The sequence below is a fragment of the Prochlorococcus marinus str. MIT 0912 genome (assembly GCF_027359595.1).
GTDB classification, from domain to species: Bacteria; Cyanobacteriota; Cyanobacteriia; order PCC-6307; family Cyanobiaceae; genus Prochlorococcus_B; species Prochlorococcus_B marinus_C.
The window spans coordinates 1,599,395-1,623,940 of the sequence record NZ_CP114783.1; the positions used below are offsets into that span (position 1 = coordinate 1,599,395).

A 24,546-nucleotide genomic window follows, 5' to 3' on the forward strand; every position below is an offset into this window, starting at 1 on the left:
TGTTTGTTATGGCTCAACCTAGAATATTTTCATTAGAGTTGAAGAAAACAAACATTTGATTTGATTTGGGTTGAAAGTCTAATCTTTTAACTTAAGTGATCTCAAAGCATCCTTTTCTCTTCTTGAAAGAGAGCAAAACCTAACTAAGAGATTTTCCATTGGAAACCATTGAAACTGATGTTGTCATAGTTGGTGGTGGGCCTGCTGGTTGCAGTTGTGCGCTTTACACTTCCCGAGCAGACTTAAGAACAGTAATTCTCGATAAGAATCCTGATGTAGGTGCGCTGGCAATAACCCATCAAATTGCCAATTATCCAGGAGTTTCTAGTGAAATGAGCGGAGAGGCCTTGTTGAAATTGATGAGAGATCAAGCTACACAGTATGGAGCTGATTATCGTAGAGCCCAAGTTTTTGGAATTGATGCGAGTGGAGACTGGAAAACTATTTATACCCCAGATGGGACTTTTAAATCAAAGGCACTTGTTGTTGCGAGTGGTGCAATGGGAAGGCCAGCATCATTTAAAGGTGAAGCTGAATTCCTAGGTAGAGGAGTAAGTTATTGCGCGACTTGTGATGGAGCTTTTTATAGAGATCGTGAAGTCGCCGTTGTTGGTATTAATAAAGAGGCAATTGAAGAGGCAAATGTTCTTACAAAATTTGCTTCCAAAGTTCATTGGATAACATCCAATGATCCAAAATCAGATGATCATCATGCGCAAGATCTATTATCAAAACCAAATGTGAACCATTGGAGTAAGACTAGGCTAATGCAGATTGAAGGTAATGATTCAGGGGTAACAGGTATTAAGGTTAAGAACCGATCCATTGACACTCATCAAGAGATAGCTCTTGAGGGTGTTTTTGTTTATATGAGCGGTTCAAAGCCTATTACCGACTTTCTTGGCGAACAGGTTGCTTTTAAAGAGGATGGTGGGGTATTGGTGGATGATTTTATGTCGACAACAGTTGAAGGGGTTTGGGCAATTGGCGACATCAGAAATACTCCATTTAAACAAGCTGTTGTCGCAGCATCAGATGGATGTATTGCAGCGATGGCAATAGATAGATACTTAAATAGTCGTAAATCAATTCGTGTCGATTGGGTTCATGCTTGAATTGCTCAAATAAAAGGTATTTTTAAAGAGGAGTTGCTTCAGAAACATATGCAACACCACCGTAGTAACTAAGAACAGTTTTTATATTGTCTCGTATCTTTTCGATTATCTCTTGCTCGCAAAAAATAATTACGTGGGCATTTGATCCAAATCCAGTGAATTCCATGTCTTCTGTGACAATTCTCTCTGGACCTCTTCCCGTGGCATGTTTCATAACCGTGTAGCCAGGAACTTCAGCTTTTTCTAATGCTGAGAGAACATCATCTAGCTCTCTTTCGCTAAAAATCAAGTCAAGTCTTTTCATGAAATTGAGTTACCCAATTGATGGAATCATTGTGTTTACTAAGCCCATATATACTGGTATACCTATGATTATATTAAAAGGAAAAGTTAATCCAAGAGTGGTAGAAATGTAATAACTAGGTCGTGCTTCAGGAACAGTCATTCTCATTGCTGTTGGTACGGCTAAATATGAAGCACTAGCGCATAGAACTACAAATAACAGAGCATTTCCTGGATCTAAATTTAGAAATCTAGCTACGATTGATCCCAATACTGCATTAACTATTGGCATCAATATTGAAAAAATAATTAGAAATGCACCAGTCTTATTTAGACGAGCGAGGCGTTGAGCGGCAACAATTCCCATATCAAGAAGGAAAAAACATTCTGCGCCATAGAACAATTCAGCTGTGAATGGTTCCATTTTTTTTATGTCAGATGGATCAATAGCGGATGTTAAAAAACCTATTAGAAGGCTTCCGAGTAATAAATAGACAGAACCATTTAACATCGACTCATGAAGAATTGATCCCCATTTCATTTTCCTTTTAATAGGTCTATCTTTGGGCGCTCCGAATTTGACTAAGAGAAGACCAATTATTATTGCTGGAGACTCCATTAGCGCTAAGGCCGCAACCATAAAACCATCAAATGGAATATTTTGACTCTCTAAAAAGCTTTCAGCCGTTATAAATGTCACTGCACTTATTGATCCGTATGCTGCTGATATTGCTGCTGCATTGAAAACATCGAATTTAACTCTTAGGACTAAAAAGCAAATAAGTGGAATTAATAGGGACATTAATATTGCTGCTATCACAGTTGGAAGAACTGGATAACCAAAGCCACTTTTTTGCAGTTCAATTCCCCCTCTGAAGCCTATTGCAAGCAAAAGATATAAAGAAAATAATTTTGGTAGCGGAGCTGGAATCTCAAAATCAGACTTTAATGCGTATGCAATAGCACCCAAAAAGAAAAAAAGTATTGGCGGACTTAAAGCATTTTGGATGAAAAGGTTGTGTCCCATTTCTTGTTAGTTCTTAAAGCAAGCAATCAGATGAAAATGGAGATTATCAAACAGTTATGTTGTCAATTGCAGCTGTGAGTGCTTCTTTCCTGGTACCAATTACATCAACCCCAAATTTAGCAAGTCTGTCTTTTACTCTTCCTGTAGCACCAGCAACATATGCTTTTCTTGAGTTGTTTAGAGCTTCTTGAACCATATCTTCTATTGCGAGAGTTGCAGTAACTCCAAGCCTGGGAACATCAGTAATATCAAGAATTAGAACTTTATAGTTTCTTACAAGCATCATTCTTTCAGTAATTCCTTTTGCTGCTCCAAAACTCAATGGGCCTTTTAATCTGAATAGCATTACTTCTCCTGCACAACGATCTAAAAGTGCTTTTTCATCTGAGGGTAGTTGTGCATTTGCTGCATTGTTATTTGATGCTGAATCAAATGGGTTGTCTGCCTCCATTCCTTCCAATTGCGTCTCTGTAATTGAATCGATTGTGAGCATATTTGCTATGAATACTCCAACTAGCACAGCCCATATCAAGTCCCAGAAAACTGTCATCAACAGGACTCCATACATCACACTTGCAGTTTTCAACGAAAGTCTATGAGCTCTTAATAAAAATCCCCAATCAATAATGTCTAAGCCAACTTTTATTAAAATTCCAGCAAGAAGAGCTGTAGGAATCTGAGCGGCTAAAGGACCAGCACCAACTAGAACGAAGAGCAATACCACTGAATGAACCATCCCAGAGATTGGTGTGGAACCTCCAGATTTCACATTTATTACTGTTCTCATGGTTGCCCCAGCTCCAGGCAAACCTGTGAAAATCCCAGCTACTGCATTTCCAATACCTTGTCCAATTAGTTCTCTATCAGAATTGTGCCTTGTTTGAGAAATATTATCTGCTACAAGAGATGTAAGAAGGGAGTCAATAGCGCCAAGAACAGCAAGGACTAGTCCAGCTTTAAGAATTATTGGGAAGAAATTATCAAAGCTTGGATCTGGGAGACTTAAAGAAAGACCACCTTCTGGTATTGCACCTATTCGGTCTAGGGAACTATCGCCAAAAAGAAGTATAGATAAAGGAGTAACTATTAATAATGCTAAAAGAGGAGAGGGGACCCATTGACTTATTTTACGGGGGGTCAGGAAGACTATCGCAAGTGTCATTACTGCAACTGCTATTGCAGCCCCATTTGGTTCGAAATTATTAATTAAAGTTGAGAGAGATTCTAATACTCCTCCTCTAGTTGATATTCCAAGTAAAGGACCTATTTGAAGAGTAATTATGATTACTCCAATTCCAGACATAAAGCCTGAAACAACTGAGTAAGGAACAAGAGTGATGTATTTACCGAGCCTTAGGAGGCCAAATAAAATCTGAAATAATCCTCCAATGACCACGGCAGCCATTACTAAAGGAAGAATTTCGCCAGCAGATAAATCTCTAGGTACTCCTACAGCCGCTAAACTCGCAACTACTCCAGCAACTGTTACGCTCATCGGCCCAGTCGGACCACTTACTTGAGCAGGAGTTCCTCCAAATAATGCGGCGAGAAATCCAACTACGACTGCCCCGTAAAGGCCGTAAATAGCGCCCCCTGGGCCAAGCGCGGCGTTACCAAACGCTAGAGCTAGTGGTAGGGCTACAACCGCAGCAGTTAAGCCGCCTAATACATCACCTCTAATATTTTTTAGGTGAAAGCCATTAATTAACGCCAATCGACTCTCCTTACTTGATTTAACTTGAATAAGCCTATCTCTTCAAGGTTCCATTAAGTTCTGGAATCTCTACTTTTAAATACTTATATTGAAGAAAAATCATTGAAAAAATTGATTTTTGCTCAGAAAGCAGCGTAATTTCGATGAAATCAGATGGTTTTAAGGATTATTTCAAAATTCTTGGTGTTAGTAGAAATGCTACGAATCAAGAAATCAAAATTGCCTTCAGGAAACTTGCTAGAAAATTTCATCCTGATTTGCATCCACATAATGAGATTGCAGAGTCAGAGTTCAAAGAAATAAATGAAGCTTATGAGATTCTTTCAGATGAGGATAAAAAAAAGTCTTATGAACAATTTCTAAATTATTGGTTCAAAAATAGAGATGGAAATCCGACAGATTTTTATGGGAAAGATAATGATCATCTCTTTGATAAATATCTAAACTTTGACGATTTTTTGAGTGATTTAATTGGAGGATTTAGTAAGGTTGGTAAAGAAATTTATTCAAATATATATTCAGATAATAATACTCAATTATTAAATCTTGATGCTAAATTTAATTTGCAGATTAGTTTTTTAGAGGCTTTGAATGGAACAAAAAAGAATCTTTTGGTGAATGATGAACGTATCGAGGTGAAAATCCCAAAAGGAATTGAAACAGGATCAAAAATACGTATTAAAAATAAGGGTAATATACAGTTTGGAAAAGGAAAAAGAGGAGATTTATTGATCGAAGTTAGTATTAAGTCTCATCCGATTTGGAAAGCAAAAGGTTTAGATGTTTATGCAGATTTACCTATCTCTTTAGATGAATTAGCTTTGGGAGCAAATATTTCGGTTGCCTCTCCTCAAGGAGAAACATATTTATCAATACCCTCTGGAAGTTTACCCGAGCAGAAATTGAGATTAAAAGGTCAAGGATTACATAACTTAGATACCAAAGGAGATTTATTTTTTACTCTAAAATTAAGGTTCCCTGAAAACTGGTCAGATGAGGAGTTGAGACTTCTTGAAAAGCTTAGATCTGTTCGAATAGATGAACCTCGTTCAAGTTGGTTCGATCAGGCTAGGACTTAAAGGAAGTAAAATGTACTTATCTCTAATGTAGTTATCTCTATTAGTCAATATGGATCTTACTTATCGGCCCCGTCGTCTTCGTAGAACAAACTCTTTAAGAGATATGGTTAGAGAGCAAAGTGTCTCTGCCTCTGACTTTATTTACCCTCTTTTTGTACATGAAGGTTCAGATATTCAAGAAATAGCAGCGATGCCGGGTTCATTTCGCTGGTCAATGGATGGATTAGTTGATGAAGTTCAGCGTGCTTGGAATTTAGGTATTAGATGCGTTGTTCTTTTCCCAAAAGTTCCAGACGAGCAAAAAACAGAAGATGGAGCTGAATGTTTCAATGAAAAAGGTTTAATACCTAGGGCTATTGAAAGGTTGAAAATAGAGATACCAGAAATGTGTGTGATGACTGATGTCGCATTAGATCCTTATTCTTGTGATGGTCATGATGGAATAGTTAGTAATCAAGGAATAATTTTGAATGATGAAACCGTTGATTATTTGTGTAAACAAGCAGTTGTTCAAGCACAATCTGGAGCAGATTTAATTGGTCCTAGTGACATGATGGATGGAAGAGTAGGAGCTATAAGAGAAGCCTTAGATGATGAAGGTTTTGAACATGTAGGAATAATTAGTTATACAGCAAAATATTCATCTGCATATTATGGACCTTTTAGAGAGGCTTTGGATTCTGCTCCTAGATCATTATCAAATAAGCCTATCCCGAAAAATAAAAACACCTATCAGATGGATCCCGCGAATGCTAGAGAAGCCATAACAGAAGCTCAACTTGACGAACAAGAGGGGTCGGACATCCTTATGGTTAAACCAGGTTTGGCTTACTTAGATATAATTTATCGTTTAAGAGAAGAATCAGAATTGCCAATTGCTGCCTATAACGTTAGTGGAGAGTATTCAATGGTCAAAGCTGCTGCTCAAAGAGGTTGGATAGATGAAAAGGCAATTGTGTTGGAAACTTTATTGAGTTTTAAAAGAGCTGGAGCAAATCTGATCCTTACATATCACGCATGTGATGCGGCAGGATGGTTGAAAGACTAATACAGTTGATTTATACAATTCTTGAAATTTGAATTTCAATCAATACGAATGATAAAAAAACAATCTGATTTAAATATTAAAAGCGTTCATCGTCTCGGCCATGTAGCTATAAGAGTTGAAGATGTTGATAGGGCTAAAGAATTTTATATAAGCTTGGGAATGAAGCTAGTTTGGGATGATGTTGATTGGTGTTACTTAGAGGCGGGAGAGAGTAAAGATGGCCTTGCTTTACTTGGTCCGGGTTATAAAGCTGCCGGTCCACATTTTGCATTTCATTTTACTAATAAGAATGAAATAGAGAGAATTCATGATTCTCTTGAAAATCAAGGATTAAAGGTTGGTGCTTTACATGATCATCGAGATGGTACTTCTTCTTTTTACTTGAAAGATACAGAAGGTAATTGGTTGGAAATGCTTTATCACCCATCAACAGGAATACCAACAAATCAATAGACTTTAAGCAGACGAATGGGATTAACAATAAACCATGATGATTCAAAAAAGAGACAAATAATTTCAGAGTCTTTGGATTTACTTGAATGGCCAACTGTTTGTAGCCATTTAGCTACATTTGCAGTTACTCAGCAAGGTCGTAAGAAATGTGAAAGTTTTGACTTGCCATCAGATATATCATTAAGCCAGGAGCTCTTAAGTCAAACTTTAGAGATTGGATCCTTAGATACTTCTCTTGATGCAGGAATATCTTTTGAAGGTGTGCATGATTTGGAAAATGTTCTTTTCATATGTTCCAAAGGTGGTGTTGCTATGGGTGAGGATTTACTAAAAGTAGCTGATACTTTACGAGCTGCTAGAAAATTACGAAAACTAATATTTGACCAATTGATACGTCCACGACTCTCTGAATTACTCAAAGACATTGCAACTTTGCCAGATCTGCAAAAACTTCTCGAATTTGGATTAGATGAAGGTGGTCGAATTGCAGATCGTGCTAGTCCCAAGCTGTCTGAATTACGACGCCATAGGAATTCGGTACGTCTTCAAAGAAAAGATATTCTTCAAGATATTATCCGCAGATATAGCGGCTTACTTCAAGATAGCATTATCTCAGAGAGGTATGGAAGACCTGTTTTAGCGTTTAAGGCTGGGACTTCTGATCAGATTAAAGGAATGGTTCATGATAGTTCAGCTTCTGGGAATACAATCTATGTCGAGCCACAAGTAGTTATATCAATTGGTAATCGTTTAGCGAATATAGATTCTGAAATCTCAGATGAAGAGAGGAGACTTCTTGCTAAATGGAGTAAAGAGGTTGGTCTTAATGCAAGTGTTATAGCTCATTTAGGAGAGATACTTTTACAGATAGAGTTTTCATTAGCTAGATCTCGTTACTCTAAATGGCTTGATGGAGTACCAGTAATTCTTGATGAGGAGGAAAATACACCATTCGAGATTAAAGATTTTCGTCACCCTTTATTAGTATGGAATGACTACTATGAAAACAAACATAGAGTAGTACCAACTAGCTTTGATGTCGCTACTGATTTAAAAGTAGTAGCAATTACAGGACCTAATACTGGAGGCAAAACTGTAGCTTTAAAAAGTATTGGTTTAGCGGTTTTAATGGCAAAAGCCGGTTTGCTTTTGCCATGTAAAGGTTCACCAAGATTGCCATGGTGTAAAAATATTTTAGCTGATATTGGTGATGAGCAATCTTTACAGCAAAATCTATCTACATTTAGTGGACATATTCTTCGTATAAGTCGAATACTCGAAGCTATAGATGTATTTCCTGGTACGACTCTTGTCCTTTTAGATGAAGTTGGAGCTGGCACTGATCCAACTGAAGGAACAGCATTGGCTATGGCGCTCCTACAAGTGATGGCGGATAGAGCAAGATTAACTATTGCGACTACTCATTTTGGACAATTAAAAGCACTCAAATATAGTGATTCAAGATTTGAAAATGCGTCAGTTTCTTTCGATAGCGAAACTATACAACCAACTTTTCATTTGCAATGGGGAATTCCTGGTCGAAGTAATGCAATTGAAATTTCAAAGAGACTTGGTCTCGATGAACAAGTAATCAAAAGTGCTCAAAAATTTATTAATCCTGAAAGCGTTGATAATGTTAATCAAGTTATTCAAGGCTTAGAAAAACAACGAGAGCGTCAACAATCAGCAGCTGAAGATGCTGCTGCCTTATTAGCTAAAACCGAATTATTACATGAAGAATTACTTAATAGTTGGCATAAACAACGTCAACAATCGGAAGAATTTAATGAACAAGGAAGGTTCAAATTGGAGTCATCAATTCGTGAAGGTCAAAAAGAAGTTAGACATTTAATTAAACGCTTGCGCGATCAAAACGCTAGTGGTGAGACAGCAAGAATTGCTGGTAAACGATTACGGCAAATGGAAAAGGGATATCGAAACGATAAGCGAATTAAGCATATACAGAGTTGGTCCCCAAAGATTGGGGACAAAGTTAGACTATCTTCTATTGGTAAAGCAGGCGAAATAATTTCTTTTTCAGATGATGGAATGCAATTAACAGTCCTATGCGGTGTATTTCGAAGCACAGTTCGCTTATCTGACGTAGAAAGTCTCGATGGTCAAAAAGCGGAAATAAATACAACTGTGAAAGTAAAAACTTCGCAAGTAAGAAAGAATTTTTCTTTGGTGCGCACTAAGAAAAACACTCTAGATGTAAGAGGTTTAAGAGTGCATGAAGCTGAGGGGGTAATTGAAGAAAAGCTCAGGAATTGCTCTGGAGCTTTATGGGTTATTCATGGAATTGGTTCTGGGAAACTTAAAAAAGGTTTGAGAAAATGGTTGGATTCACTCTCTTATATTGAGAAAGTAGCCGATGCAGAACCTTATGACGGCGGGCCAGGATGTAGTGTTATATGGATGGTTGAATGATCTTGGAGTGAAAAATTATAAAAAGTGAATTCAGATTCTTTAATTTAGCAAGAATGAATTTAAGAATTATTATTTGGTTTATTGATTATATATATTTCTAAATGCAATTTATTGATCAGGCCATTATTGATGTCAAGGCAGGTTCAGGTGGTGATGGTATTTCTGCTTTCAGAAGAGAAAAGTATGTTCCAGCAGGTGGTCCTGCGGGTGGAGATGGAGGCCAGGGAGGAAATGTTGTTTTAGAGGCTGATGATAATTTGCAAACTCTTCTGGATTTCAAATTTCAGAAATTAATTTTTGCTGAGAATGGCCATAGAGGCGGTCCTAACAAATGCACTGGAGCATCAGGAAAAGATACCATACTTAAAGTTCCATGTGGAACAGAGGTAAGAGATCTTTCTACAAATATCATTCTTGGTGACTTAACTCACAAAGGTCAACAATTGATTGTAGCTTTTGGTGGAAAAGGAGGTTTTGGGAATGCTCGCTATCTATCAAATAGCAATAGAGCTCCAGAAAAATTTACTGAAGGGAAAGTTGGGGAAGAATGGTCATTGCAATTGGAATTAAAACTTCTAGCAGAAGTTGGAATTATTGGTTTGCCCAATGCAGGTAAAAGTACGTTGATTTCTGTACTCTCCTCTGCAAGACCTAAAATTGCTGATTATCCTTTTACAACTTTAATTCCTAATCTAGGAGTAGTTAGGCGACCCTCAGGAGACGGAACAGTTTTTGCAGATATTCCTGGTTTAATTTCTGGAGCCTCAAAAGGTATTGGACTAGGGCATGATTTTCTTCGACATATTGAAAGAACAAAGGTTTTGCTTCATCTAATTGACTCCGCATCCATCGATCCAATAAATGATTTTAAAATTATTAATGAGGAATTAATGTCTTATGGTCATGGTTTAATTTCTAGGCCTAGAATTTTTGTTCTTAATAAAAAAGAACTATTAAATGAGTATGAAATTAAAAAACTTTTAAATAAAATTGAGAAATTAACTGGGACAAAAGTACATATAATTTCCGCAGTAACGAAATTTGGTCTGGATGGCTTATTGAGTTGTATTTGGAATGAACTTGGATATTAATTAATTGTTATGAGTGAATCATATCTACTTGTCTTAAAGTTGATTTTTGGTCATAACTAAAGAGAGTTTTTAAAATTATGGATTTTTACAGTTGTTTTGATCGACAAGGAGAAATTATTGCTCGTTGTCAGACTCATCTAGATATTAATGTACTAAAGAAAATGGGTAGACCAATCGCTGAGGTACGTCAAATGAAAAACGAGGAGGCAGTTGTGTGTTCTTTAACTGGCAGCCCTTCAGATTTTAATATGGATTATTAGTTGATTATAAGAAAAGAAAAAGGGGGCAATTTGATTGCCCCCTTTTTCTTTTCTTAGGTTTTCTTAGTATTAATCGTCGTATACTAAGCACTCTGGTTCGTCAGGATTTGCGTCGCAGAAAAGTTCAAGCGCATTTGGATCATGCTTGTCTTCAGGATGATGTTCCTTATATTCCTTCAAAGAACTAAGTTCATCTTCTAAGTGATGGAGCTTAGATTCATTACCCTGAGCTTTAGCTTCTTGGATCTCAGATTCATCCTTTTTAATATGCTCGTCAATGGTTTTCATGGGGTCTTGTAAGAGCAGGACAATTTGATTAACACAATAATTATGTCGGAGGAATAATGCACGTGGTTTGTAAATTTGGTTGGATTTCCTCACCATTCCCTGACTTAAAACATCCAAAAGGGATCTTTTTTTGGTTTCTTTCTTGAATTTAGAGTTGATCTATTTATTTAACCATCAGATTTTTTTAGCTTCCTTTGGCTTTCTAAAAAGTCAAAAACGCTCTTATCTCCTACATCTGCTTCTGCTGGCAGGTTGAATTTCCTTATTCCCAATGTTAGTAATAGAAAGGCCGAAACTAAAAGCATTGCAAAAGTAAAACTTTCATTAGCTAATTCAGTTAAATATCCAATTAAAGCAATAGGAATAAAAATCGTTATTCCTATTGCTTCAATTCTTCTAAAACAAAAAAACTCTTTAAAACCAATCCCCGTTAAAGAAGCAAAAAATGGACCAATAAGTAATATCAATTTTGGATTTTGTTTAAGGCCATAGATTAGATTTTTTGCCCCAAAATGATATGAAAGTATTAAAAATCCAATACAACCCAAGACCCAGAATATTGTTAATGTTTGATGTAAAGGTCTTAAATATATATGTATCCACTTAAGACTTAAACCCATACTTATTGACATACCAAGGAGCCAAATCCATATTTGATGAGATCCATTGCTAAACCATTGAGCTATTCCTATTGAAAAAAATAAGCCGCAGAAAAGAATCGATAAGCGGTAAAAGAGAACCTCTTTTTTATCATCAGAAGTTACTATAAAATCTCCATAAGCTCCTTTAATTGGATTAGAAGATTGAAAGTAGGAATTTTCTTGTTTCATTTTTGAAGATTACCGATTTATTATTTCGTTTATACTTTCACCTTTTGGAATAATACTACTTGGATTTAATGGAAATAAAGCTCCAAAATAATCTTCTCTCCAAGAATCTGCGTGACAGGTATTTTTAATATTATATAAATTAAAAATAGTTTTTCTCCATTTTATTATATTTGGAAATGATTCAATTGGCTTCTGACCACACTTGAATAATGGTTTATAAACAGACTCCCATCTAATTAGAGTAGGAAATAGCCTTATATCAGCAATTGTTAAATTTTTCCCACATAACCAAGGTCCATTTATTTTAAGACTTTCTTCGATAATATTTAAAGTTGAAAATAAATCTTTTGATGCTTTGTCATAAGCTTTTTGGTTCCTAGCAAATCCACATTTATAAACTCCATTATTAATATTTTCTTGAATTAGATTCTGCCAATTGAATATTTTTTCATAATGATTTTTTGGATTGAGGTCTAAATTATTAGAACTTATAGGCCATTCATTTAGTATCTCTAATAGTTCAGCGCTTTCATTATTTATTAATCTGAATTTTGATTTGGCCTTTTTTCCTGGATCAAATAGCATTGGTACAGTAGCTCTTTTTATATTATACTTATTACATTTTTTATATAGATCTTGAAGTGTTTTACATCCTTTTAAATTTGGTTGAAATATCCATCTACCGCTCGAAGTGTTCACTTGAGCGATATTTAGATTGATTGTGCCTTTTAAACCTTTTATTTCATGCATTATCCATACTCTGTGAGCCCACGGACAACTTTTGCCAATAATTAAATATGGCATTTGATCCATATCTCTATCTCTCAAATCGTCTTTCGTGGGGATTTGAATTTCGGATTGGAGGTTCTTAGGTCTTTTGTAGTTGCCTTTTGAATCTGAAGGTGCAAGCCCATTCATTAAAATATTCCATTCACAATTCCAAATTTCTTTAGCTGCTTTAACAAGTATTGGTGGTGTAGCCATAAATTTCTTTTAAGCTTATAAGTATAAATTAATTTGTTTTTTTGATGATGCAGCTACAGGTGCTTCTAGTGGCTGGTACACATGGTAATGAGATAAACGGTATTTTTCTTTTCGATCAATGGGAAAAATTATCTAATTTAATCAATACTCACGGGATTAAAACTTATAGTGTAATTGGAAATCCTGAAGCGAAAAAGGCTGGGAAAAGATACATTCACCAGGATTTGAATAGGAGTTTCAAGGAAGATTCATTTTTATCTATTAACTCTTCAGATTTTGAGGGAAGCAGAGCAAGTGAATTAGTGAATCTTTATGGAGAGGTAGGAGAAAAGCCCTGTCTAATAGCATTAGACTTCCATACAACTACTTCCTCTATGGGAAGTTGTTTAGTTGTTTATGGCAGAAGAGATGCAGATCTGGCTTTGGCTTCTTTAATACAAAATCAATTAGGTTTGCCAATATATCTTCATGAATCTGATCAAAAACAAACAGGCTTTTTAGTTGAATCTTGGCCTTGTGGACTTGTTATAGAAATTGGCCCGATAGGACAGGGCCTGTTGAATTCAAGAATTATTTCACAAACAAAATTGATTCTTGAGACTTTTATGGAACAAATTAATCAAGTTAAGAACCTAACTTTCTATTTTCCTGAAAAGTTGATAATTCACAGGCACATTAAAAGCATCGATTTTCCAAGAGATGAACAAGGCAATATTGATGGATATGTACATACTCAAAGGCAATCAAAAGATTGGCAGGAATTGAAGAAATACGATGAATTGTTTTTTAAGTTGAATGGAGAAATAATTAGATTTGAAGAGGATGAACCTTACGTTCCAGTTTTTATAAATGAAGCAGCATATATGGAAAAAAATATCGCGATGAGCCTTACCAAAAGAGAATTATGGGATTTTAAAAAAGAATGGAAACAATCACTTATAGATCTAGTAAATCAAAAGTAAGTTCTTTCGCTCCAATAAACAACCGCCCCTTGAGCCTCTAATTCATATTTTCTGTGACGTGCATCACATAAAGGAACTCTCTCTTCACCCCTATGTCCGTTAATCAGCCACTTGATGAGCACCAAACTTGCGACCTCAGAAGCTAAATCTTAAAAGAAGCTTAAGACTCCTTGAGTGCTCATTAGGACTAAGTTACTGATTCTCTTCATAAATTGTCCTACATATTGTCCACAGAAAGGATCATTCTCCTTTATTATCACGTCTGGCAGTCTAATTAGCTGCTCTTATTTACTCGTCCCATTTGGGACATACACATTCGTCCTCATGACCACCATTCAGCAGCAGCGTTCTTCGTTGCTCAAAGGTTGGCCACAATTCTGCGAGTGGGTTACTTCCACTAACAACCGTATTTATGTCGGTTGGTTCGGTGTATTGATGATCCCTTGCCTTCTTGCGGCAACAACTTGTTTCATCGTTGCTTTTATCGCTGCTCCTCCAGTTGATATCGACGGTATCCGTGAGCCAGTAGCTGGTTCATTCATGTATGGAAACAACATCATTTCTGGTGCTGTTGTTCCTTCAAGTAACGCTATCGGCCTTCACTTCTACCCAATCTGGGAAGCAGCAACTCTTGATGAGTGGCTATATAACGGCGGCCCTTACCAGCTTGTAATCTTCCACTTCCTTATTGGTATCTCTGCATACATGGGACGTCAGTGGGAGCTTTCATACCGTTTAGGTATGCGCCCATGGATCTGTGTTGCTTACTCAGCTCCTGTATCAGCAGCTTTCGCTGTATTCCTTGTTTACCCATTCGGTCAGGGTTCATTCTCTGATGGTATGCCTCTAGGAATCTCTGGAACATTCAACTTCATGTTCGTTTTCCAGGCTGAGCACAACATCTTGATGCACCCATTCCATATGGCTGGTGTAGCAGGTATGTTCGGTGGTGCTTTGTTCTCTGCAATGCACGGTTCTTTGGTTACTTCATCACTTATCCGTGAGACCACAGGACTTGATTCACAGAACTACGGTTACAAGTTTGGACAAGAAGAAGAGACATACAACATCGTTGCAGCTCATGGCTACTTCGGTCGTTTGATCTTCCAATATGCAAGCTTCAACAACAGCCGCAGCCTTCACTTCTTCTTGGCTTCATGGCCAGTGATTTGTGTTTGGTTGACATCTATGGGCATCTGCACCATGGCGTTCAACTTGAACGGCTTTAACTTCAACCAGTCTGTAGTTGATACTTCAGGCAAGGTTGTACCAACCTGGGGTGACGTACTTAACCGTGCAAACCTTGGTATGGAAGTAATGCACGAGCGTAATGCTCACAACTTCCCACTTGACCTAGCAGCTGCTGAGTCTACTTCTGTAGCTCTTGTTGCACCTGCAATCGGTTAAGTCTTTAACTTGATTTTTTTAAAGCCCTCTTTTAGAGGGCTTTTTTTTTTGCTTTTTTTTGATTTATTGATTGATTGGTTGGTTTATTTTTTAGCAAGTATTGATTAACATTTTGTAGATAGGTTTATTTATGGGAAGTAGCTTCGGAAAACTTTTTAATATCAGCACCTTTGGCGAATCTCATGGAGGAGGTGTTGGTGTAATTATTGATGGATGTCCACCAAAGTTGGAGCTTGATATCAATGAAATACAAAATGATCTAAATAGAAGGAGGCCAGGACAAAGTAAAATCACTACTCCAAGAAACGAAAGCGATCAGGTTGAGATTCTTAGTGGTCTTTTAGGGAACAAAACCTTAGGAACACCAATTGCTATGGTTGTCAGAAATAAAGATCATAGGCCTAAAGATTATTCTGAAATTAAAAAAACTTTTAGACCATCTCACGCTGATGCTACATATCAGAAAAAATATGGAATTCAGGCTTCAAGTGGCGGTGGGCGTGCATCAGCAAGAGAGACGATAGGTAGAGTCGCTGCCGGCTCTGTTGCAAAACAACTCCTAAAAAAGTCTTCTAATACGGAAATACTCGCCTGGGTAAAGAGAATTCACGATATTGAAGCTGAGATTCATCCTAGTGAAGTGACCTTTGATGAAATTGAAAAAAATATTGTTCGATGTCCAAATCAATCAGCTGCAGATTTAATGATTGAGAGAGTTGAGGATTTTGGCAAAGAAGGAGACTCCTGTGGCGGAGTCATAGAATGTGTCGTTCGAAATCCCCCAGTAGGTCTTGGCATGCCTGTCTTTGATAAGTTAGAAGCTGATTTAGCAAAGGCATTAATGTCTTTGCCAGCTACCAAAGGCTTTGAGGTAGGCTCTGGTTTCGGAGGGACTTATTTGAAAGGCAGCGAACATAATGATCCTTTTTTACCATCTGATTCGGATCAATTGAAAACTGCTACTAATAATTCAGGTGGAATCCAAGGAGGTATAACTAATGGAGAGGATATAGTTCTGAGAGTTGGATTTAAACCAACAGCAACTATTAGGAAAAGTCAAAGAACAATTGATGAGGATGGTAATGCAACAACTCTTAAGGCAACAGGAAGACATGACCCTTGTGTTTTGCCAAGGGCTGTTCCAATGGTTGAAGCTATGGTTGCGCTAGTTTTAGCTGATCATTTACTTAGGCAAGCAGGCCAATGTACTGATTATTGTTAAATAAATAATTAGTACATTGGTTTGTATAATCTTTGTCAAAAATCCTTTAGCCATTTCTCTAGTTCTTTATCAGGGGTCTCATTTTTTAATTCTTTTCCAATGACCAATCCGTCGTATCCGCTCTTTAGCAATTTTTTGAGATTTTTACTTTTTATTCCACCTGCACCAATAAGGAAAATATCCTTTTTTCTTAAGTCATGCAATTCGTTTATAAAGTTTATTCCTAATTTTGATGCAGGAAAAATTTTTATAATTTTATATCCTAGATTGATTGCTTCTTTGAAATTTTCAACATTAGATATTCCTGGAATGACTAATTGATTATATTTTATGGCTTTGATATGAATTTCTTTATTAAAGATTGGACTCATACAGTAATTAAGATCTAATGAGCGAATTGAGTCCAAAGATTTTATTGAAGTAATTGATGCTGCACCAATATTAATGAACTTGAATTTCTTTTTTATTTCTAATATCAAATTTGACCATTCTGGATTTGGATCCCATCCTATTTCAATGTTCCTAATACCATAATTAGAGAGATTTTCAATTTTTAAAAATAAGTTTTCTTTTTTTTCGAGTTTTTAAAAAATTGATCTTCCAGTCTAATTACAACTATTAAAGGTTGTGTCTTAAGAGACTTTATTAAATTATTTTGCTTAACTTCCAAAAATTATATTTTTAGACTATGCATACTCAGCAACTTTAACTTCATGGCGAATTAACAAATCCTGGAATTCTAGAGAATCAACAGTCTCTGTTTCCATAAGCATTGTTGTTAACTCTTCCAGTACTTGACGGTTATCATTGAGAGCCTTTTTAGCTCTTTCGTATGCAATTTCAACAAGAATTGAGACTTCTGAATCAATAGTTGCTGCGGTATCTTCGGAAAAATCTCTCTCTGCAGAGATGTCTCTACCAAGGAACATTCCACCTTGAGATCTTCCTAGAGCTACAGGTCCTAATTTGTCACTCATGCCAAACTTAGTAATCATCTGCCTGGCAACTGAAGCTACTTGCTTTAAATCATTTGATGCACCAGTAGTTACTTCATCTTCTCCATAAATAATTTCCTCCGCAACTCTTCCTCCTAGCGCAACAGCCATTTGATTTTGTAGGTAAGACCTAGAATAAAGACCAGATTCCATTCTTTCTTCACTTGGAGTGAAAAAAGTTAGGCCCCCAGCTTGTCCTCTTGGAATAATTGAGATCTTTTGTACTGGGTCATAATCAGGCATAACAGCACCAACTACTGCATGGCCAGCTTCATGATAAGCAACTAACCTTTTACGTTTTTCACTAATGACTGTGTCTTTCTTCTCAGGACCAACCATAATCCTTTCAATTGCAGCACCTATTTCATCATTACTGACCTCTGTTAATTCTCTTCTCGCAGCTAATATTGCAGCTTCGTTCAATAAATTGGCTAGATCTGCTCCAGTAAAACCAGGAGTTCTTCTTGCAATCTGATCAAGGTCAACTCCCTTTGAAAGAGTTTTACTTCTTGCATGAACTTTAAGTATTTGCAATCTCCCTGAGTAGTCTGGTCTATCTACTGTTACTTGCCTGTCAAATCTTCCTGGACGCATTAATGCAGAGTCGAGCACATCGGGTCTGTTGGTTGCGGCAACAATAATGATTCCTGAATTTCCTTCAAAACCATCCATTTCTGTTAAAAGTTGGTTGAGCGTTTGTTCTCTTTCATCATTACCTCCTCCAAGGCCTGCTCCTCGTTGACGGCCGACAGCATCTATTTCATCAATAAAAACTATACAGGGAGCATTCTTTTTAGCTTGTTCAAAAAGATCTCTAACTCTGCTAGCTCCGACTCCAACAAACATTTCTACAAACTCAGAACCAGATATGGAGAAGAAGGGAACTGAAGCTTCACCTGCAACGGCCTTAGCCAGCAAAGTTTTACCTGTACCAGGAGGACCAACTAGCAAAACTCCCTTAGGAATTTTTGCCCCGACAGCTGTAAAGCGATCAGGATTTTTTAGGAAATCAACAACCTCAGTAAGTTCAAGCTTTGCACCTTCAATACCCGCAACGTCTCCAAAAGTAATTTTTGTTTCTGGCTCCATTTGAAGTCTTGCTTTACTTTTTCCAAAACTCATTGCAGGATTTCCACCGCCACCAGAGCCAGCTCTTCTGAATAGAAAAAATAGACCTCCTAATAAAAGAATTGGAAATATAAGGCTACTGGCAGCTTGCTGAAGGGGATTTGCTTGGGTTGTAGGTTGAACAGCAATATCAACGTCATTATCAGTTAATAATTGAAGTAACTCTTGATCAGGAGCTAAATTAACTAGTGCTCTGTTCCCATCACTTTCAACAATTTGAGCTGTCCCTTTGTCTGGAGATATGAGTACTCTACTGACCTGTCTCTCTTGAACAGCTTCTATAAAGTCGCTATATCTAAGTGTTCTAGATGCTTTCGTAGGACTTGGCTTATCGAAAAAAGCACTTCCAACAAAAATCACAACTACGACAATTAGTACATAAAGACCAATGTTTCTCCAGCGTTTGTTCAATGTTCTTCTATATCTTTCTAGAGTTTAATAGTATTAGGTCCAACTATGCGGCTCTTAGTACATCTACGACGCTTTTAAATGCAAACCATTCAGGAATTTCTTCTCCAGTTCTAAGCATTTTCCTGAATTGAGTGCCACTTAATTTTTTTATGTGTAAGCCTTTTTCTTTCGCATAATCAGCAGTTACATAACCTTCCTCCTCTGTGAATACAAGATTTAAAGATGGGACTGTTTGCATTCCTAATTCTTCGCAGCAATCGTTTGCAAAATCCTGAGCATCATATGGACCATAAAAATCTTCTCCGCTTAGGGAAGACTTACAGCCAGCCATATCTCTTCCGATAATGAAATGAGTACATCCATAATTCCTCCTAATAATCATATGTTGAAGAGCCTCTCTTGGCCCAGCCATATGCATCGAATAAGGTAGATATGACCATCTAATTTTTGGATTATTTACTTCAGAGGCAAGTTTTTCATAGGTTTGAAATCTTACTGATCCAGGGATGTCATCTTCTTGAGTTGGTCCACAGGTTGGGTGAACTAGAACAACACCATTTTGACTGACATTATTTGCTTCTAATGCTCTTGTGAAAAGCTCATAATGGGCTCTATGAATTGGATTCCTGCACTGAAATGCAACTACATCTTCCCCATAGGGAAGGTTCTCTCTTACTTGAGCAGGAGTTTGACAAGTAAAAACTCTTCTAGGTAATTCTAGACCTTTTATTGCACCTCCTAAATAATATTTTTTTCTCTCCATAGAAATCATTCTTACTGCAGGGTGCTCTAAAGAAGTTGTTCCATAGCAAAATTTGGCTTCAATTACCTTGTCAGGTGTCCATTTTTCTTGTACTTCTAAAATTGCTAGTTCTTGATCTTTGTAGTTTAGTAAAACTGAATCTCCTGGTTTTATATCTTCTCTATCTGTATCCATAACAATCGGTAAACCAAAAAGTAAACCCGATTCGATACGGTTTTGTTTAACAACTGAGTTGTAATTTTCTTCACTCATGAAGCCATTTAAAGGAGAAAAAGCACCAATCAAAAGAAGTTCAATATCACAAGCATTTCTATCTGAACAATTTAAAATTTTAAAAGAATTTTTTTTTAATTCTTTTGCCTCTTGATCAGATGCCATAAGATTTATTAGTTCTCCACCATAGGGCTTTATCAAACCTTCGAGATTTTTATTAGAACTTTGCTTGCTGGTCATTTTCCCTTAAAGTAACTGGCAAATTCTCCCAGACAAAGGGCCCATATTTGAGAAATTGTGTTCATTAAATTCAACCCAAAAAAAAAGAGGGTTTTAACCCCCTTTTTTTATTTAAAAAAATGCTTGTTTTTAAGCTTTGCGACCATAAAAGATACCTTTGATTTTGATATCAACTGGATCTTTTGATCCGAGGTCATTATCTGAAGGTTGGATAGCAACAAACTGGCCACCAAACTCTTCAGTATCAGCATCAACAGTATCGACAGTAAGTGTTATTTCACCTTTACCGCCAAGATCATCTTTAACATTTTCTCTTGCAAGATCTTCATCATCGCCACCACGAGCAATGAGAGCTTGAGCATATTCAACACCAGTTGATTTAGCGCGACTCTTGGGATCAAGAAAGTCTGCAGATCTATAACTTGGAGTTGTTGTTGGACCTGAAAATTCAGCTCCTGGTTCAATTGATTTTCCTTTTTTGGATTCAGCAATCATCTCTTTAACAGAGAAAGCAAAAGGAAATTCCTCTCCATTTGGAGCTAGAACTGTAATTAGAGAGAAGTCAATACCACCTTTTTCAGTGAATTTACCTCCGGATAGATCTCCGTAAACTTCATCAAGACTTGTATTGAAGCGAGGACTGATAATTTTTGCTATTGCAAAATCAGATTTATTTCGCTTGTTACCTGGAAGTTTTACTGAAACTTCTGTTGGCTGAAGGCATAAGCTTTTAAATTGGCCATCAGCATTAATAGAACCCGATGAACCCGCTGGTAAAACAGTGCAAGCATCAGCTTGGCCAGTATTAACAACATTGCCAAAACGAGCATTACCTTGCTCGCGTCCCTTTAAAGCTGCAGATGCGCTTGATGGGAGAGTTGTAAAGGTGAGACAAAAAGCCAGCATCAAAGCCAGCAGAGGACGAAATCGCATGAGAGGGCTAGATGACTGCGGTCGAAACCGCCCAATTAATTCAGTTGGGATATTACAGGTGTCAAATACTTCTTATCACAAGCATTTGACAGCTCTATACAACCCGTAGCTTTTGCTTTGTTCGATTTTTTACTCCGATTTTCTTCAAAACCCTTTATTAGCAGTCTTTCTTAGCATTTGGAGCCTAGTTTTTAGAAAAAATAAATAAAAAAAATATCTATAAATTTATGATTTGAGATTTCGAATTTCATCTAAAAGTTGATGGGATATTGCAAGTTTTGTTGAGAAAGAAAAGTTTTTGATCATTTTTTTTGGACCTAACAAAAAACCACTGTTGAAGTTTTTATCAAATCCTTGCCCATCTCTGTCAATGGGATTGGCCATAAGAAGGTCGCAACCTTTTAAAACCCTTTTTTTGTGACCTTTTTCAATGATTTCATTATCACTCCCTGTTTCAGCAGCAAAGCCTAGGACAATTTGATTTTCTAATTTCTTTCTCGTTAGATTTTTGATTAAGTCTTTGGTCATTTCTAAATCATCAGAAATGGACTGTAAAAAAAGCTCTTTGGAGATTTTTTTCTCACTTGGACTATTTTTTTTGAAGTCTGATACTGCTGCAGCCATAACAATGACTTGTGCTGATGGTTGTAGATCATTAATTTTTGCTCCCATTTCTGTTGAGCTTCTTACTGGATAAGTATTAAGTCCCTCTAGAAGATCTGCTTGAACGCTTATTGGGCCATGTACTAAATCGACTTCGGCACCTCTTAACTTTGCAGCTTGAGCTATCAAAACGCCCATCCTTCCGCTGCTTCGATTTGTTAGCTGTCTTGCGGCATCAAGGTCTTCAACTGTGGGACCAGCTGATACGAGAAATCTTATGTTTTTTAAATCATTGGTGAGGAATTTATTTTCTTCATTGAAAATAAATGCACTTTCACAGGCCAATTCAATAATATCCAAATTAACCATTTTCCCATTACCAACTCTGTCGCAAGCTAAAAGTCCTTCACTTGGTTCGAGACTAATAACTTGGTCAATAGTCTTTGCGTAATCCCAATTTTTTTTAACTGATGGATTTTCCCACATTGAAGTGTTCATTGCAGGAGCAATTATTATTTGAGATTGACTAGCTAAGAGAATGCTCGCTAAAAGTCCATCAGCATTTCCATTGGTAAATTTGGATAAAGATGTGGCGCTAATAGGAGCAACAATAATTAGTTCTGCCCATTCAGCTAAAGCAATATGCAGAGGCTTTGTTTGAGAGTAATCCCACTGATCTTTATCTTGATAACATTTATTTCTACTTAAAGTAGATAAAGATAAAGGACTAACTAACCTAGCTGCGCTTGGTGTAATAACGCATTTGACCTCTACACCAGCTTTGATTAGGCGGCTAACTAAAATAGGAGCTTTAACAGCTGCAATACTACCCGTAACAGCAACTAATATTTTTTTCCCAGATAAAGAAGTAAGATTATTCATCATACTTTGATTTTATATCAAATTGACCTTTAAAAGATATTTTTTTTTTTTAATATAATTTGTTCTTTTCATATTTAAGGAATTATGACTTTTATATCTTGGATTAAGATAATTTATTTTTGCTTTATTAGTACTTTCATTTATTATATTTATGTTAGAGAGTTAACAAAAGAAAAACTGAGGTAATTTTTTATTTTTTCTATTATGGCCATAAGAATGCAAAAAACATTTTTATACAAATCATCTGCAAAGATTGTTGATAGATTAGCAAATTGGGCTGTAAATCCTTGGAGAAGGTATTCTTTGTTAGTAATAATTTTCTTGATAGGTTTTTTTATAGGTAGTTCTCTAGGTATGATTAATGGAGTACTAGCTTTGATGGATCCAGTTGGAGCATTTGTTGCACTAATATTTCTAGAGATACTAATTAAAGCTAGGTTTATTTTTCTAAAGTCTAAAAATCCAATTATAATTGTTAGGGTTTTTGATATGTTTAGAATAGGCCTTACATATGGACTTTTTTCAGAGGGGTTGAAACTATTATAAATAATAATTAATTATTTTTATTTAACCCTAGTAAATATAATAAAGCCATTCTTGTTGGGATGCCATTTTCTACTTGTTTACTTATAAGATTGATTGAATCATCTTCAACTAATTGACTGCTTATTTCTATTCCTCTATTTACTGGTCCAGGATGAAGAACAGGAACTTTCTTTTCACACCATTTTAAACTTTCATGTGTTAATCCATATTGTTCATGGTAACTTTCAAGATCTGTAAGCATATTTTGCTTCATTCTCTCTTTCTGTAATCGAAGTGTCATAACTGCATCACTATCCTCTAGTGCATCTTTTAGTGATCTTTTTATGATAATAGAACCTCTCTTATTAATCGGATCAAATTTTTGTCCTGGCGGAGGATTGACAACAAAATCAATGAATTCATCTGGAAGCAGGCTTGGAGGCCCACATAGTGTTACCTCGGCTCCGCATGCAGTTAGGGCCCAAAGGTTGGATCTAGCAACTCTAGAATGAAGAATATCACCAACTATTGTGATCTTTTTATTTAAAAGGCTATTAGTAGATGCGTCGTTTGGATTAAAAAAAGTAGCAAGCGTAAATAAATCCAAAAGGCCTTGACTTGGATGGCTATGTAATCCATCACCCGCATTGAGAATAGATGTATTGATGTTATTTATGTCTACGTAATTTGCTAGTTCAGCGGGTACATTGGTTGACTCATGCCTAATTACTAAAATATCAGCTCCCATTGAGATGTATGTGAGAATAGTGTCTAAAGGAGTCTCTCCTTTGCTTATAGAACTTGCTGATACAGAAAAATTTTGAACATCAGCAGATAGTCTTTTTGCCGCAAGTTCAAAGCTAGTTCTTGTTCTTGTACTTGGTTCGAAAAATAAGTTTGTAATTAATCTTCCTTGAAGCGCAGGAAGTTTTCTAGAACTTGATTTATGAACATCTTTAAATCTTGTAGTTAGTTCTAAAACTGTGTTGTAATCCTCTAAAGAAAATGTAGATAGATCAAGAATGTGATTATGTTTCCAATTATTCATAATCCCTCAAGTGAGGATGGAGACCAACACTTATTTTTTGGAGGAATGTGATCTCCTTTAGCTCTTTTACTAACACTTCTACTATTTTCAAGGTACCAACGCCAAGGTATCTCTTTAGCTTGAGATATGCCAATTCTTGTGGTTTGAACAATATTTCCCATTTTTTTAATATTTTCTCCCTTTGCCAACCAAAAATCATTTGCAGGTGACAATGGTAAATTGTCAAAATTTCTATTCAATCCAAATCTTTTTGCCAGGAGTCCTGGCCCAGAGGCAATTCGTTCATTTTCCCCTTTTATTGCTATTGATCGAATAAGTACACCACTTGCCCAATTTTTCTTATCGGTAACAATATTTACGCAACTATGAATTCCAAATGAAAGGTATATATATAAATTACCAGGTTCCCCAAAAAGGGTTTCGTTTCTTTTCGTTCTCCCTGAGAAACCATGACATGAAGCTTCTTCTTGAGAATAAGCCTCAGTTTCAACAATTACACCAGAAAGATAGTTGTTTTTTGATAAGCGTTTAATTAAAAAACAGCCAATTAAGTTAGGTGCGACTATATGAGATGGCTTGGAGAAGAATTCTTTAGTAAGAACTGAAATTGGCT

The 24,546-nt window shown here is 36.4% G+C and carries 25 protein-coding genes; 11 read left to right on the plus strand and 14 right to left on the minus strand.

Annotated features, from left to right (window positions below; translation table 11 throughout):
* The first annotated feature begins 158 nt into the window (after nucleotides 1–158).
* A complete protein-coding gene (locus tag O5640_RS09165; RefSeq protein WP_269612153.1) occupies nucleotides 159–1,115 on the plus strand; it encodes an NAD(P)/FAD-dependent oxidoreductase in 957 nt (318 codons plus the stop codon).
* Between the two features lie 22 nt (nucleotides 1,116–1,137).
* Here O5640_RS09165 and O5640_RS09170 read toward each other — a convergent pair whose 3' ends face one another.
* Genes O5640_RS09170 through O5640_RS09180 form a run of 3 tightly spaced genes read right to left on the minus strand, consistent with a single transcriptional unit; the run spans nucleotide 1,138 to nucleotide 4,138 of the window.
* Nucleotides 1,138–1,419 carry a P-II family nitrogen regulator gene (locus tag O5640_RS09170; RefSeq protein WP_269612154.1) on the minus strand — a complete coding sequence of 94 codons (282 nt, stop codon included), beginning with the start codon at nucleotides 1,417–1,419 and terminating at the stop codon, nucleotides 1,138–1,140.
* 9 nt (nucleotides 1,420–1,428) lie between these two features.
* Complete coding sequence (locus O5640_RS09175; RefSeq protein ID WP_269612155.1) at nucleotides 1,429–2,424, minus strand: sodium-dependent bicarbonate transport family permease; 996 nt, start codon at nucleotides 2,422–2,424, stop codon at nucleotides 1,429–1,431.
* A 46-nt stretch (nucleotides 2,425–2,470) separates the two neighbouring features.
* Nucleotides 2,471–4,138: a SulP family inorganic anion transporter gene (locus O5640_RS09180; RefSeq protein ID WP_269612156.1), complete on the minus strand. Its 1,668-nt coding sequence runs from the start codon at nucleotides 4,136–4,138 to the stop codon at nucleotides 2,471–2,473.
* Between the two features lie 143 nt (nucleotides 4,139–4,281).
* Here O5640_RS09180 and O5640_RS09185 point away from each other — a divergent pair, with 143 nt between their 5' ends.
* From O5640_RS09185 to O5640_RS09210, 6 genes are all read left to right on the plus strand, one after another.
* Nucleotides 4,282–5,217: a DnaJ C-terminal domain-containing protein gene (locus O5640_RS09185; protein ID WP_269612157.1), complete on the plus strand. Its 936-nt coding sequence runs from the start codon at nucleotides 4,282–4,284 to the stop codon at nucleotides 5,215–5,217.
* 49 nt (nucleotides 5,218–5,266) lie between these two features.
* Nucleotides 5,267–6,265: a porphobilinogen synthase gene (gene hemB, locus O5640_RS09190; protein WP_269612158.1), complete on the plus strand. Its 999-nt coding sequence runs from the start codon at nucleotides 5,267–5,269 to the stop codon at nucleotides 6,263–6,265.
* A gap of 48 nt (nucleotides 6,266–6,313) precedes the next feature.
* On the plus strand, nucleotides 6,314–6,718 hold the full coding sequence (locus tag O5640_RS09195; RefSeq protein ID WP_269613839.1) for a VOC family protein: 405 nt from the start codon (nucleotides 6,314–6,316) through the stop codon (nucleotides 6,716–6,718).
* A gap of 15 nt (nucleotides 6,719–6,733) precedes the next feature.
* Nucleotides 6,734–9,148 (plus strand): endonuclease MutS2, encoded by a 2,415-nt coding sequence (locus tag O5640_RS09200; RefSeq protein WP_269612159.1) that lies wholly within the window; start codon nucleotides 6,734–6,736, stop codon nucleotides 9,146–9,148.
* A 101-nt stretch (nucleotides 9,149–9,249) separates the two neighbouring features.
* Nucleotides 9,250–10,239, plus strand: a complete 990-nt coding sequence (gene cgtA, locus O5640_RS09205; protein ID WP_269612160.1) for an Obg family GTPase CgtA — start codon at nucleotides 9,250–9,252, stop codon at nucleotides 10,237–10,239.
* 77 nt (nucleotides 10,240–10,316) lie between these two features.
* Complete coding sequence (locus O5640_RS09210) at nucleotides 10,317–10,499, plus strand: hypothetical protein (protein ID WP_269612161.1); 183 nt, start codon at nucleotides 10,317–10,319, stop codon at nucleotides 10,497–10,499.
* A gap of 69 nt (nucleotides 10,500–10,568) precedes the next feature.
* Here the strand turns inward: O5640_RS09210 and O5640_RS09215 are convergent, their stop codons facing one another.
* The 3 genes from O5640_RS09215 to O5640_RS09225 all read right to left on the minus strand — a co-directional run bounded on the left by O5640_RS09215 (nucleotide 10,569) and on the right by O5640_RS09225 (nucleotide 12,601).
* On the minus strand, nucleotides 10,569–10,787 hold the full coding sequence (locus tag O5640_RS09215) for a CP12 domain-containing protein (RefSeq protein WP_269612162.1): 219 nt from the start codon (nucleotides 10,785–10,787) through the stop codon (nucleotides 10,569–10,571).
* A gap of 167 nt (nucleotides 10,788–10,954) precedes the next feature.
* Complete coding sequence (locus tag O5640_RS09220; protein ID WP_269612163.1) at nucleotides 10,955–11,617, minus strand: DUF2301 domain-containing membrane protein; 663 nt, start codon at nucleotides 11,615–11,617, stop codon at nucleotides 10,955–10,957.
* A gap of 9 nt (nucleotides 11,618–11,626) precedes the next feature.
* The gene (locus tag O5640_RS09225; RefSeq protein ID WP_269612164.1) at nucleotides 11,627–12,601 is read right to left on the minus strand and encodes a glutathione S-transferase family protein; all 975 of its coding nucleotides are present in this window, start codon (nucleotides 12,599–12,601) and stop codon (nucleotides 11,627–11,629) included.
* 44 nt (nucleotides 12,602–12,645) lie between these two features.
* Here O5640_RS09225 and O5640_RS09230 point away from each other — a divergent pair, with 44 nt between their 5' ends.
* Nucleotides 12,646–13,563: an aspartoacylase gene (locus O5640_RS09230; protein WP_269612165.1), complete on the plus strand. Its 918-nt coding sequence runs from the start codon at nucleotides 12,646–12,648 to the stop codon at nucleotides 13,561–13,563.
* Here O5640_RS09230 and O5640_RS09235 read toward each other — a convergent pair.
* Complete coding sequence (locus O5640_RS09235; protein ID WP_269613864.1) at nucleotides 13,554–13,685, minus strand: hypothetical protein; 132 nt, start codon at nucleotides 13,683–13,685, stop codon at nucleotides 13,554–13,556. The genes O5640_RS09230 and O5640_RS09235 overlap by 10 nt on opposite strands.
* A gap of 202 nt (nucleotides 13,686–13,887) precedes the next feature.
* Here O5640_RS09235 and psbA point away from each other — a divergent pair, with 202 nt between their 5' ends.
* Nucleotides 13,888–14,970: a photosystem II q(b) protein gene (psbA, locus tag O5640_RS09240; protein ID WP_011294225.1), complete on the plus strand. Its 1,083-nt coding sequence runs from the start codon at nucleotides 13,888–13,890 to the stop codon at nucleotides 14,968–14,970.
* A gap of 130 nt (nucleotides 14,971–15,100) precedes the next feature.
* Nucleotides 15,101–16,192 (plus strand): chorismate synthase, encoded by a 1,092-nt coding sequence (gene aroC / locus O5640_RS09245; protein WP_269612166.1) that lies wholly within the window; start codon nucleotides 15,101–15,103, stop codon nucleotides 16,190–16,192.
* 35 nt (nucleotides 16,193–16,227) lie between these two features.
* Here aroC and O5640_RS09250 read toward each other — a convergent pair whose 3' ends face one another.
* The 5 genes from O5640_RS09250 to coaBC form a co-directional block, all read right to left on the minus strand.
* Complete coding sequence (locus O5640_RS09250) at nucleotides 16,228–16,743, minus strand: bifunctional 4-hydroxy-2-oxoglutarate aldolase/2-dehydro-3-deoxy-phosphogluconate aldolase (RefSeq protein ID WP_332299699.1); 516 nt, start codon at nucleotides 16,741–16,743, stop codon at nucleotides 16,228–16,230.
* 135 nt (nucleotides 16,744–16,878) lie between these two features.
* A complete protein-coding gene (gene ftsH, locus O5640_RS09255) occupies nucleotides 16,879–18,726 on the minus strand; it encodes an ATP-dependent zinc metalloprotease FtsH (protein ID WP_269612168.1) in 1,848 nt (615 codons plus the stop codon).
* Nucleotides 18,727–18,769: 43 nt separating this feature from the next.
* Nucleotides 18,770–19,942, minus strand: coding sequence for a sulfate adenylyltransferase (gene sat / locus O5640_RS09260; protein ID WP_269612170.1), 1,173 nt, complete (start codon nucleotides 19,940–19,942; stop codon nucleotides 18,770–18,772).
* A 129-nt stretch (nucleotides 19,943–20,071) separates the two neighbouring features.
* Nucleotides 20,072–20,875, minus strand: coding sequence for a photosystem II manganese-stabilizing polypeptide (locus tag O5640_RS09265; RefSeq protein ID WP_269612171.1), 804 nt, complete (start codon nucleotides 20,873–20,875; stop codon nucleotides 20,072–20,074).
* A 225-nt stretch (nucleotides 20,876–21,100) separates the two neighbouring features.
* Nucleotides 21,101–22,360 carry a bifunctional phosphopantothenoylcysteine decarboxylase/phosphopantothenate--cysteine ligase CoaBC gene (coaBC, locus tag O5640_RS09270; RefSeq protein ID WP_269613841.1) on the minus strand — a complete coding sequence of 420 codons (1,260 nt, stop codon included), beginning with the start codon at nucleotides 22,358–22,360 and terminating at the stop codon, nucleotides 21,101–21,103.
* A gap of 216 nt (nucleotides 22,361–22,576) precedes the next feature.
* Here coaBC and O5640_RS09275 point away from each other — a divergent pair, with 216 nt between their 5' ends.
* Complete coding sequence (locus O5640_RS09275; protein WP_332299690.1) at nucleotides 22,577–22,906, plus strand: DUF565 domain-containing protein; 330 nt, start codon at nucleotides 22,577–22,579, stop codon at nucleotides 22,904–22,906.
* A gap of 7 nt (nucleotides 22,907–22,913) precedes the next feature.
* Here the strand turns inward: O5640_RS09275 and O5640_RS09280 are convergent, their stop codons facing one another.
* Both O5640_RS09280 and O5640_RS09285 read right to left on the minus strand, forming a co-directional pair.
* Complete coding sequence (locus O5640_RS09280; protein WP_269612174.1) at nucleotides 22,914–23,933, minus strand: aspartate carbamoyltransferase catalytic subunit; 1,020 nt, start codon at nucleotides 23,931–23,933, stop codon at nucleotides 22,914–22,916.
* Nucleotides 23,930–24,541 carry a DNA-3-methyladenine glycosylase gene (locus O5640_RS09285; protein WP_269613842.1) on the minus strand — a complete coding sequence of 204 codons (612 nt, stop codon included), beginning with the start codon at nucleotides 24,539–24,541 and terminating at the stop codon, nucleotides 23,930–23,932. The genes O5640_RS09280 and O5640_RS09285 overlap by 4 nt, the downstream gene beginning before the upstream one ends.
* Between the last annotated feature and the right edge of the window lie 5 nt (nucleotides 24,542–24,546).

Coding starts and splice junctions, on each gene's coding strand:
- O5640_RS09170 (WP_269612154.1), bottom strand. CDS start 1,419: ATGAAAAGACTTGACTTGATTTTTAGCGAAAGAGAGCTAGATGATGTT.
- O5640_RS09175 (WP_269612155.1), bottom strand. CDS start 2,424: ATGGGACACAACCTTTTCATCCAAAATGCTTTAAGTCCGCCAATACTT.
- O5640_RS09185 (WP_269612157.1), top strand. CDS start 4,282: ATGAAATCAGATGGTTTTAAGGATTATTTCAAAATTCTTGGTGTTAGT.
- hemB (WP_269612158.1), top strand. CDS start 5,267: ATGGATCTTACTTATCGGCCCCGTCGTCTTCGTAGAACAAACTCTTTA.
- O5640_RS09195 (WP_269613839.1), top strand. CDS start 6,314: ATGATAAAAAAACAATCTGATTTAAATATTAAAAGCGTTCATCGTCTC.
- O5640_RS09200 (WP_269612159.1), top strand. CDS start 6,734: ATGGGATTAACAATAAACCATGATGATTCAAAAAAGAGACAAATAATT.
- cgtA (WP_269612160.1), top strand. CDS start 9,250: ATGCAATTTATTGATCAGGCCATTATTGATGTCAAGGCAGGTTCAGGT.
- O5640_RS09210 (WP_269612161.1), top strand. CDS start 10,317: ATGGATTTTTACAGTTGTTTTGATCGACAAGGAGAAATTATTGCTCGT.
- O5640_RS09215 (WP_269612162.1), bottom strand. CDS start 10,787: ATGAAAACCATTGACGAGCATATTAAAAAGGATGAATCTGAGATCCAA.
- O5640_RS09220 (WP_269612163.1), bottom strand. CDS start 11,617: ATGAAACAAGAAAATTCCTACTTTCAATCTTCTAATCCAATTAAAGGA.
- O5640_RS09225 (WP_269612164.1), bottom strand. CDS start 12,601: ATGGCTACACCACCAATACTTGTTAAAGCAGCTAAAGAAATTTGGAAT.
- O5640_RS09230 (WP_269612165.1), top strand. CDS start 12,646: ATGATGCAGCTACAGGTGCTTCTAGTGGCTGGTACACATGGTAATGAG.
- psbA (WP_011294225.1), top strand. CDS start 13,888: ATGACCACCATTCAGCAGCAGCGTTCTTCGTTGCTCAAAGGTTGGCCA.
- aroC (WP_269612166.1), top strand. CDS start 15,101: ATGGGAAGTAGCTTCGGAAAACTTTTTAATATCAGCACCTTTGGCGAA.
- sat (WP_269612170.1), bottom strand. CDS start 19,942: ATGACCAGCAAGCAAAGTTCTAATAAAAATCTCGAAGGTTTGATAAAG.
- O5640_RS09265 (WP_269612171.1), bottom strand. CDS start 20,875: ATGCGATTTCGTCCTCTGCTGGCTTTGATGCTGGCTTTTTGTCTCACC.
- coaBC (WP_269613841.1), bottom strand. CDS start 22,360: ATGAATAATCTTACTTCTTTATCTGGGAAAAAAATATTAGTTGCTGTT.
- O5640_RS09275 (WP_332299690.1), top strand. CDS start 22,577: ATGCAAAAAACATTTTTATACAAATCATCTGCAAAGATTGTTGATAGA.
- O5640_RS09280 (WP_269612174.1), bottom strand. CDS start 23,933: ATGAATAATTGGAAACATAATCACATTCTTGATCTATCTACATTTTCT.